This is a genomic window from Asticcacaulis sp. (genome assembly GCF_020217185.1).
Classification (GTDB): Bacteria; Pseudomonadota; Alphaproteobacteria; order Caulobacterales; family Caulobacteraceae; genus Asticcacaulis.
This window is the reverse complement of the sequence record NZ_JAIWNX010000134.1, coordinates 1-10,000: the sequence shown is the minus strand read 5'-3', so window position 1 is coordinate 10,000 and position 10,000 is coordinate 1. Positions and strand designations below refer to the sequence as shown.

The following is a 10,000-nucleotide window of genomic DNA, read 5'->3' as shown; positions in this document are numbered from 1 at the left end:
GGCAAGGAGGCTCTGGTCAATTTCGGCTATCGCGAAGGCTTTATCGTCATCGAACAGGTTGGCCCGGCCTTTGTCCTGCGCCGGGGCGACCTGACGGCTACGGTTTACAATGACGCCTATGTGCCGCCGGCGCTCGACGCCCTGTCGCCGCAGCCGCGTCCCGAAACCCTGCGCAAGGCCGATGCGGCCGCCACGACGAAAAAGCGGACCGGCTGGTTCGGGCGCAAGGAGGACTGAGTATGAAGACCCGTCTCCCCTCCCATGATCCGCAAAGCGATCCGCGCAAAACCCTTGACCGTTCCGACCTTGGCGTTGCCTCGGTCAATGCCCTGCCGCAGGTGGCCTCGAAATCGACCCTGAAAGACAGTCTGGTGCTGGCCGGTGGCATCATGGGCGCCGTGTTTCTGGGGGCGCTCACTCTGGTGTTCATGAACAACAACCGTCAGGCGGCGCAAACCCGGCCGCCGCAGGCGCAACCGGCGCAACCCGCGCCGCAGCCGTCGGGTCAGAACGGCACGGTGGTCGAACTGCCGCCCGTGGCCCTGCCCGAAGGCCCACCCGTAGCCCAGCCGCAACCGCCTCAGGCGGGCGGAGCCGCCCCTGTGGCCGACGCCAATAATGCCCGCGCCAATGCTCTGATCTACGACGTTTCGGCCCCCGACCCCGATCCGGCGGCCAATGCCGCTCAAGCCGCTGCCCCGGCACAAAAGGCCGAAGGCAATGTGATGGATGGCAATTCGGTGGCCGCCCTGACCAGCCTTGACCCGACACGTCAGGTGCGCGCCACGCGCATCACCACGCCGTCGCGCACCGTGTCGCAAGGGACCCTGATCCCGGCGGTGCTCGAAACCGCGCTCAATTCCGACCTGCCCGGCTATACGCGCGCGCTGGTGTCGCGCGATGTGCGCAGCTTCGACGGCTCGCGCGTCCTGATCCCGCGCGGCTCGCGTCTGATCGGGTCTTACCGGTCAGGTCTGCAAAGCGGGCAAAACCGCCTGTTCATCACCTGGACGCGCCTGATCCGTCCGGACGGCACGGCCATCGTCCTGACCGACCCTTCGACCGATAATCTCGGTCAGGCGGGTCAGACGGGTGATGTCGATACGCACTTCTTCAAGCGCTTCGGCTCGGCCATGCTGCTGTCGATCATCGGTGGCCTTGCCAATTCGTCGAGCAGTGGCGACCGCAACACCATCGTCATCGGCACGGCGCAGGGGGCCAATAACGCCGCCACCGCCGCGCTTCAGGCGGATTCCAAGATCGGGCCGACCGTGCGCGTGGCGCAGGGCACGCCGATTCAGGTCTTCGTTTCCCGCGATCTCGACTTCTCGCTATGACCGAAGCCCTACCGACCGAAGGCGTCTATCTGAAGGCCTACCTGGCCCCCTTCCGGCAGTGGCTCGACCGCGCCGAAGTGACCGAGGTCATGGTCAATCGCCCCGGTGAAGTATGGGTCGAAATCAGCGGTCAGCCGCATATGCAGCGCTTTGACGCGCCCGACATCGACGACGGCCTGCTCAACCGGCTGGCGGCGCAGATCGCGCGCATCAGCCATCAGGGTATCAACCGCGAAAACCCCATGCTGGCGGCCACCCTGCCGTCGGGTGAGCGCGTACAGATCGTCGGTCCACCCGCGACGCGACGCCACTGGGCTATCGCCATCCGCCGCCACCTGATGGTCAACCGGCCGCTGGAAGCCTATGATCGCGGGCCTATCCGCGCCCCGGCCTATGGCAATCCGGCCGACGAACAGCGCGCCGCCCGTGCCAATCCGGTCGCCTTCCTTAAACAGGCGGTGACCGAGCGCAAGACCATCCTGATTTCCGGCGGCACCTCGTCGGGCAAGACGACCTTCCTCAACGCGCTCTTGAGCGCTGTGCCCAATGAAGAGCGCGTCATTCTGGTCGAGGACACGCCGGAAATCGCCGTGCATCAGCCCAATGCGCTGGGCCTTGTGGCGGTCAAGGGCGAACTGGGCGAAGCCAAGGTGACGGTCAACGACCTGCTGCAGGCGTCGTTGCGCCTGCGCCCGGACCGTATCATCGTCGGCGAAATCCGCGGTGCCGAAGCCGTGACCTTCCTGCGCGCCATCAATACCGGCCACCCCGGCTCCTTCACCACGGTGCACGCCAATACGCCACAGGGCGCGCTGGAACAGATCGCTCTGATGGTGATGCAGACCGGCATGGCCCTGTCCCGTCCCGAAACCATCGCCTATGCGTCCGGCCTGATCGACGTTGTCGTGCAGTTGTCCAAGGCGGGCGGCGAGCGAGGTATTGCCGATATCATGCTGCCGCGCGCGCACCTAGAGCGGAATGATTTCTAGTGGAATCATTCCGCTCAAGCCGCCATTGAGGCGGCGGCCAAGGCAGCGCAGCCATCGCCCGGCGAAGGGCTAAACAAAAATCCAGATCATTATGTTTCTACCAGAAATCATAATGATCTGGCGTCTGTGTAACCGTCCGGAAATATTCAGATATCAAGATTCGCCGTAATCCACGGTCACTGATGAGGTCAGTCTTCATCAATGTAAGTGGATCAGCATGACACATTCCGACCGCCCCGAAGCGCCCCATCATAAGGACGAGGGCAGCCTTCAGGACCTTATCCAGCTTGTCTCCCGTCGTCGAACGCTGGGTATGTTGGGAACTCTGGCCTTCGGGTCCAGTTCTGTGGCGGCGTGCGGTGGGGGTGGCGACGGTGGCTCAACCTCCACAAGCGTGAGCAGCAGTTCCGCATCGTCTTCCAGTGCGTCATCTTCCAGCAGTAGTGCATCGAGCAGCAGTTCATCCAGCGGCACCTGCACGACCTTCCCCACCGAAACCGAAGGCCCCTATCCGGGCGACGGTTCAAATACCGTGTCGGGCAGCGTCATCAACGCCTTGGCCCTTTCCGGGATCAACCGCTCCGACATCCGCACGTCGGTGGGGTCAGCCTCTGGCACCGCGCCGGGTCTGCCGCTCAAACTGACCCTTACGCTGGTCAATTCCGGTCTGGGTTGCGCAGCCCTGTCTGGCTATGTCATCTATATCTGGCATTGCACGCGCGACGGGCTCTATTCGCTCTATTCGTCGGGTGCGACAACCCAGAACTATCTGCGCGGCATTCAGGTCACGGACGCCAATGGTCAGGTGACGTTTACGACCATTTTTCCCGGCTGTTACTCCGGCCGTATGCCGCACATCCACGTCGAGGTTTACCCCAGTCTGGCGTCGGCCACTTCCTATGCCAACAAAATCAAGACCAGCCAGTTCGCGCTGGACCGCACCGTATGCTCGACAGTCTATAACAGCGTGGCCGGTTACAGCGCCTCGATCAGCAATCTGGCGGCCATTTCGTTTTCAACCGACAATGTCTTCTCCGACAACACGGCCGCACAACTGGCGGCTCAGACCATTGCCCTGACCGGCGACACCACAAACGGCTATACCGGAACGGTCACACTGGGTATCACAATCTGATCTACTGAAGGATGACTTTCAGTTCGGCATAGGGCGTGCGCCAGTCTATGGCGCGCGCCGACAGCCACGCATCATTATAATAGGTGTCGGCGTAGCGCTCACCGCCATCGCAGAGAATGGTGACGATGGAGCCCGTCTCGCCCTTTTGCGCCATTTCCTGCATCAGACGCACACAAGCCCAGAGATTGGTACCGGTCGAGCCACCGACGCGCCGCCCCAGACGCTCCGACAACAGACGCACGGCGGCGATTGACTGGGCGTCTGTCACCACCTCCATGCGGTCGATCAGCGACGGGATAAAGCTTGGCTCGACGCGCGGGCGGCCGATCCCTTCGATGCAGGAACCGCAACGGTCGATCATCTGGACGCTGCGGTCATGATAGTGGCGATGGAAGACCGAGCCTTCGGGGTCGGCCACACACAACCGCGTCGGCAGGCGGCGATAGCGGATGTAGCGCCCCAGGGTCGCCGAGGTGCCGCCCGTCCCGGCCCCGGTCACCAGCCAGCTCGGCACCGGATAGGGTTCGGCGGTCATCTGGCTGAACAGGCTTTCGGCGATATTGTTATTGCCGCGCCAGTCCGTGGCCCGTTCGGCATAGGTGAACTGATCGAGATAGTGGCCGCCGGTTTCATCGGCCAGACGTTGCGCCTCGGCATAGACGGCGTTTGCGTCATCGACGCCGTGCACCTCGCCGCCCTGAAAGCGGATGGCGTCGATCTTGGCCTGCGCCACCGACTTCGGCACCACGGCGATAAAACGCAGCCCCAGCAGGCGCGCGAAATAGGCCTCGGAGACAGCGGTCGAACCCGATGACGACTCGATCAGTGTGGTCTGCGGCCCGATCCACTCATTGCACAGGGCATAGAGGATCAGCGAGCGCGCCAGCCGGTGTTTCAGGCTGCCGGTCGGGTGCGAGGATTCGTCCTTGAAATAGAGGTGCACCCCCGGAAACGCCGCCACCTCATGATGGATCAGGTGCGTGTCGGAGGAACGGTTGAAATCCGCCTCGATGCGGCGCACCGCCTCGATCAGCCAGTCGCGCGGCACCTGTGTCATCCTGCTCATCCCGTTACTCCTGAAACCGGCACAAAGCGCGTGCGGGGTCAGGAGTCAATAGCCACCTGCCTTATACCAACGGCCGAAGATGCTGACCGCATCCGGCCATTGAAGAAACGAAAATGTCTCATATGTGTCAGTGACATGAGACATTCTCGAATGGAATACCAAGAGTCATTTTCAATGACCCTTGGTATTACGGCTTGAGCAGGTCCAGCGCCGCCGCCGTCATAGCCGATGCCCCGGTGACAATGGTCGCTTCCGGGTCGATCTTGAACAGGGCCGAGTGGTGCGAAGCCACCGCCGGGCCGCCAGCTTTCGCCGCATCGAACGCCGCCTGAGGCGTGCCGCCGACCGCAAAATAATAGCCCGGCACCTTGAGGTCTGGTTGAACGAAATAGGCGAAGTCCTCTGCCCCCATGCCCATCTGCTGGAACGGCACAACCGTGTCCGGCCCCAGAGCCGCGGCAATCGCTCCGTTCAGACGGCGCGCCAGTGCCGCGTCATTGATGGTGGTCGGCGTGCCTTCGACGACATTGACCTCCGGCAGCTTGTCATCGGGCAGGCCGTTGACGCGCCCCATATTGACCGCCACGCGCTTGACGCCATCCACCAGTTGCGCGCGCGTCACCTCGTCATTGGCGCGCACCGTCACCTGAAGCTCAGCCGCATCGGAAATGATGTTGTGCTTGCTGCCCGCGTGGAAGGCCCCGACCGTGATGACGCCGGGGCTCAGCGGCGGGCGTTCGCGGCTGATCAGCCCTTGCAGGGCGATAACGATCTGGCTGCCGATATAGACCGGGTCCTTGCCCAGATGCGGCGACGCCCCGTGCGCGCCGACGCCATGCACGTGGATGTCGATGGAGTCGGACGAGGAATACTGGATGTTTTCCGAAGCGGCCACCTTGCCCGTCGGCATTTGCGAATTGACGTGGAAGGCCAGCGCGTAGTCGGGCTTGGGGAAGCGGGTATAGAGGCCGTCCTTCAGCATGGCCTTGGCGCCCATGACGCGTTCCTCACCCGGCTGGATGACCACCACGACCGTACCCTTCCATTGCGACTTGAGCCGCTGAAGCTGACGTACCGTGGCGACCATGGCCGTGATGTGCGTGTCGTGACCGCAGGCGTGCATGACGGGGTATTCAACGCCGTCCATGCCGACCTGCTTCGCGGTCGAAGCGTTGGCAAGGCCGGAGGCTTCCTTGACCGGCAGGCCGTCCATATCGGCGCGCAGCATGACGACCGGGCCGGGACCATTCCGGATCACCGCCACCACGCCCGTGCCCCCGACCTTTTCCGTTACCTCGGCCCCGGTGGCGCGCAGTTCCCTGGCCATACGCGCGGCGGTCTTGCTCTCCAGCATGGACAGTTCGGGGTTACGGTGGAACCAGTCCCACATAGCCCCCAGGTCCTTCTGATAGTCGGCGCGGATGGCGGCAACATAGTCCGGCTCGGCCAGAGCGGGCATAGATAACCCCATCAGGGCAGCGGTCAGTACGGGTAACAGGCGGCGCATGGACATCCCCTCAGAACAACAGATAAACTAGGCGGTGCGCCGTGCGCCTTGTCAAGGGCAGGTGCAGATGAGAAAAAGGCCCGGGGCACCACTCCCGGGCCTTTTTCGGCGACGCGGTGGTGTCAGATCAACACCGCGTCACCCCGAAGCCATCGCTGATAAAGGGGATAGATCAGGCGACGGCGTTCAAGCCTTTAACCTCTTTGGCGGTCAGGAGATCGGTACGGCTCCAGTCACCGAGGTCCAGCGTCCCCGGCACCGCCTGACGCGGTTTCAGCCAGTCGAGCAGGCCTTTTATGTCCGCCAGCCGCGCGTCTTCGGCCCCCAGCGCGGTGCTCTCAGGAATAAGGTCCCCATAGGCCCGCACCGCGTCCTCGGCCTCGACCTTGCCCTCTTCGGCAATGTGCGACAGGGCTTGCTTCGGGAAGCTGCGCGCCCAGTCGGCGGCCCCGGCCAGAGCCTGAACCAGCCGCGACACGATCGCCTCGTTGGCCTCCAGAAACGGGTAGTCGATGGTCAGGGTGCGCAGTTCGACCAGCCCCTTGAGCCGGGCATCGCTGCGGATATCCGCCGCCTCAAACGCATGGACGATTTTCAGGCCCGCCGTGCGCGCCAGCTCGATCCCCTTGGCACCGAACAGGAGACCGGCATCGGCCTGACCGCCCATAACGGCCTCGATTTCACGCCGGGCAATGTCGCCAAAAGGCGTAGAAGGATGCCCGGCAACGATATTAAAGAAGGTCACGTCGGCCGGTTTCAGACCGCTGACGTCCAGAATACTTTCCCAGGCGCGCAGTGAGCGCACCCGCGCCGGCGAAAAGCTGCCCGCTTCGCGCGGCAGGGCCAGCGTGCGCCCTTTGAGGTGGGCAAGGTCGCTGAGGGATGACCGCGCGGGCGCCACAACCAGCACCGTATGCCAGGTGTGCCCGATAGCCAGAAGCCGCGAACGCTCATTCAGGCCATAGGACCACAGGGCGGTGGCCGCATCGCCCTCGCGCACCAGATTGGCCAAGGAATGATCGAGATAGCCCTGCCGTACCGACGGCAACGAGGTTTCGCGCACCGAGACGAAATTGACCGGATCGCGTCGAAATTCCCGCTGCAACACGCCGCGATGCGCCAAAAGGCCCATGGCCGTCAGGGTCGGGCAACGCGCATACCACACCAGTTGCGACGGCATCTGTGACGATGCCGAAGGCGAAACGGTCGGCGAGGCAGACGGCCTGACGGACATGGGAAGTCACCTTCGTTGAGGGGTACAGGGAGACTGCACCGCGGGAGGCAGGATACGCCAGAAGCGCCCTTTATTCCTACTCAAATGATTTTATTTTGTCCAAACCGTTTTCGCATTTTAAGTGTGATAATTTCTCAATTCACAAATCAGAAAAGGTGATGAAGAGGGAGGCCCGCCCTCATCACCGACTCGATTGCTTTTAATTCAGACTCAGTGTCCGGTCGCCTGCCCGGCCAGCATATTGCCGATGCCGATGATCACGGTCGAGCCGACCAGCAGCGCGATACCGCCCCAGACCAGCGCCTTGGTTTTGGCCGAAGTCCCGGCCCATTCCTTCAGCGCGAAGCCCCACAGGGTCGAAAAGAGGATGATCGAGGCCATGTGCAGCGTCCACGACGAGAAGCCGTATTCGCCCATCTGGCTTTCACCCATGGTGTAGAAGAAGAACTGGAAATACCACAGCGTGCCGCCCAGCGCCGCCAGCAGATAGTTGATCAGCAGCGGAATCTTGCCCTTGTCTTCGGCAGATGCGCGCGGCTTGCCCACCCATTCGGAAGCCGATTTATTCTTGAGGATCAGATAGCCGGACCAGACCAGATTGGTGGTCAAACCACCCAGCAAAACCATGCACAGAACCGGCAGACCGACCCACAGGGGGCCTGTTCCGGCAGCGGCTGAGGCTTCGCGCACCGGCGCACCAGCGGCCAGGCCAAAGGCAAAACACGACGACATGATGCCGCAAAAGACTGCGACCAGCAGACCCTTGGTCAGGTTAAATTCTTTCAGGCTTTCAGAGACTTCGGTGACTTCCTTCTCCTTGGCGTGACCGGCGCGCGCCACCAGCACGATACCGCCCAGCACCACCAGCACCCCGAACAGCGTCACCTGCCCGCTCAGCGTCTGGATCAGGCCGATGATCTTGCCGCTGAAGATCGGTTCGCCCAATGTGCCGATTACCGTGGTCAGGCCCAGCGCCACCGCCATGCCAAGGCTCAGGCCCAGATAGCGCATGGTCAGGCCGAAGGTCAGGCCGCCAAAGCCCCACAACAGGCCCCAGAAGACGCACCAGAACCACGTGGTCGGGGACGCCCCGCCCAGCACGCCAAACAGGTCAGACGTCTGAAAATAGGCAAATATCCACGGCGCGATCAGCCACGAAAAAATGCCGCCGGTCAGCCAGAATATCTCCCACGACCACAGTCGGATCTTCTTATAGGGCACGTAGAAGGAGGCCGAGGCGAGACCGCCCAGCCAGTGAAAAAAGACGCCGATCAGCGGGTTGGGAGTCATAGGCGGACGCTTCCTTATGATTGATTTTGTCCGCTTATGCTAACTTCATGTCCCGATATACGCAATGCCGTTCTAAAAATTTCGCAAAGAGTCCTCAGCCCCAGAGTCATTGGCGATGACTCTGGGTATCAGACGGCGGCTTTCAACCCGCCATAGTGGGCGCTCAGCACCGAATGATAGGCGCTCAGCACGCCCTCAACATCTACGTCGCGGCAGACGGCCTGCACCGGCAGATCGTCCCAGGGCCCCGGCGGGAAGCTGCGGCCTTCTTCTTTCAGAATGGTCTGGCCGATGGCGATCCCGTCCGTCACGGCGCGGACCGTGCCGCGCGCATAGCCGAACAGGTGCGGCTCAAACACGGCGATGGCGGCGGCCACATCGTGCATGGCGCAGCCGGCAAAGCCATCGCGTTCGGTATAAAGCTTTTCGTAGCCACGCGAGATGTCGAACAGGAACTGCCCCGTTTCACCCGCCGTGCGGCCCAGATCACGCGCCGCTGCGGTGGACAGGATACATTGGGTGGTGACATCCAGACCGACGGCCCGGACAGGCCAGTTGGCCGTCAGCACCTTGTCCGCCGCGTGCGGGTCATTGATAATATTGGCTTCGGCCACCGGTGAGACATTGCCGCGACGCGGGCCCCAACCGAAGGCGCCGCCCATGATCACCACCTCCTTGACCAGACCGGTGATTTCGGGATCAAGGTCAAGCGCCAGAGCCAGATTGGTCAGTGGCCCGACCGCCAGCAGCGTCACTTCGCCCGGAAATTCGCGGATCAGCTCGACGATGCGTTGCGGCGCAAAGGTCGCCTGCGGGTCGGCATTAAATCCCTCAATCGCGCCGATATCGCCCAGACCGTCATAGCCATGCACGTGCGGCGCGGGCGTCGGCGCCGGCAGGACCAGCGGCGTATGCGCCCCGCGATAGACCGGCACGTCGATGCCGAAACGCTGCGTCAGATAGAGGGCATTGCGCGTGGTAATCTCCACCCCGCCATTGCCAAATACGGTCGTCAGCGCTAGCAACTCCGCCTGCGGCTGCGCCCCCAGATAGGCCAGCGCCATGGCGTCGTCGATGCCCGGATCGGTGTCGAAAATAATCTTCATCTTACTCATTTCGAAGGGTCTGCGCTCGTGTGGGTGTAGGTGCACAGTTCGGACTGCACCTGAAGGCACATGACGGTGCGGGTCGCATCCGACACGGCATCAGCGGCGCTGAGGCGCGCCTTGTCCTTATGCAGCGCCTCGACCTTGGGCAGGACGCCGGTGTAGCGATAGATATAGAGGGGGGTTTTGGTGACCTTGGCCGCGCGCACCATATTGTCGATATTGCGCTGGCTATCATCGACAAAATAGACGGCATCGAACCTACCCAGGCTGCCCATCAACAGCAGGAGCATAATGCCCTTGTCCTGACCGGCGACCATCATGACGCCGTCCTGA

At 62.6% G+C, this 10,000-nt stretch carries 9 protein-coding genes and 1 pseudogene; 4 read left to right on the top strand and 6 right to left on the bottom strand.

What is annotated here, in order from left to right; all coding sequences use genetic code 11:
- From LDL37_RS06555 to LDL37_RS06540, 4 genes and pseudogenes are all read left to right on the top strand, one after another.
- Nucleotides 1–237: pseudogene (locus LDL37_RS06555) on the top strand (conjugal transfer protein TrbG); the annotation flags it as partial.
- Nucleotides 238–239: 2 nt separating this feature from the next.
- On the top strand, nucleotides 240–1,337 hold the full coding sequence (locus LDL37_RS06550) for a TrbI/VirB10 family protein (RefSeq protein WP_290795802.1): 1,098 nt from the start codon (nucleotides 240–242) through the stop codon (nucleotides 1,335–1,337).
- The gene (virB11, locus tag LDL37_RS06545; protein ID WP_290795800.1) at nucleotides 1,334–2,326 is read left to right on the top strand and encodes a P-type DNA transfer ATPase VirB11; all 993 of its coding nucleotides are present in this window, start codon (nucleotides 1,334–1,336) and stop codon (nucleotides 2,324–2,326) included. Before LDL37_RS06550 ends, virB11 begins: the two co-directional genes overlap by 4 nt.
- A gap of 217 nt (nucleotides 2,327–2,543) precedes the next feature.
- Nucleotides 2,544–3,461, top strand: coding sequence for an intradiol ring-cleavage dioxygenase (locus tag LDL37_RS06540; RefSeq protein WP_290795798.1), 918 nt, complete (start codon nucleotides 2,544–2,546; stop codon nucleotides 3,459–3,461).
- 1 nt (nucleotide 3,462) lies between these two features.
- On the opposite strand, the gene LDL37_RS06535 is transcribed toward LDL37_RS06540, so the two are convergent.
- The 6 genes from LDL37_RS06535 to LDL37_RS06510 all read right to left on the bottom strand — a co-directional run.
- Nucleotides 3,463–4,527: a PLP-dependent cysteine synthase family protein gene (locus LDL37_RS06535; RefSeq protein WP_290795796.1), complete on the bottom strand. Its 1,065-nt coding sequence runs from the start codon at nucleotides 4,525–4,527 to the stop codon at nucleotides 3,463–3,465.
- 187 nt (nucleotides 4,528–4,714) lie between these two features.
- Nucleotides 4,715–6,034, bottom strand: a complete 1,320-nt coding sequence (locus LDL37_RS06530) for an amidohydrolase (RefSeq protein WP_290795794.1) — start codon at nucleotides 6,032–6,034, stop codon at nucleotides 4,715–4,717.
- A gap of 172 nt (nucleotides 6,035–6,206) precedes the next feature.
- Nucleotides 6,207–7,268, bottom strand: a complete 1,062-nt coding sequence (locus LDL37_RS06525) for an ABC transporter substrate-binding protein (RefSeq protein WP_290795791.1) — start codon at nucleotides 7,266–7,268, stop codon at nucleotides 6,207–6,209.
- A 210-nt stretch (nucleotides 7,269–7,478) separates the two neighbouring features.
- Complete coding sequence (gene rhaT / locus LDL37_RS06520; protein ID WP_290795789.1) at nucleotides 7,479–8,558, bottom strand: L-rhamnose/proton symporter RhaT; 1,080 nt, start codon at nucleotides 8,556–8,558, stop codon at nucleotides 7,479–7,481.
- Between the two features lie 128 nt (nucleotides 8,559–8,686).
- The gene (locus LDL37_RS06515; protein ID WP_366509218.1) at nucleotides 8,687–9,664 is read right to left on the bottom strand and encodes a nucleoside hydrolase; all 978 of its coding nucleotides are present in this window, start codon (nucleotides 9,662–9,664) and stop codon (nucleotides 8,687–8,689) included.
- A 5-nt stretch (nucleotides 9,665–9,669) separates the two neighbouring features.
- Nucleotides 9,670–10,000, bottom strand: a 331-nt coding sequence (locus tag LDL37_RS06510) for a DUF2608 domain-containing protein (RefSeq protein ID WP_290795785.1), incomplete at its 5' end; no start/stop codon positions are given.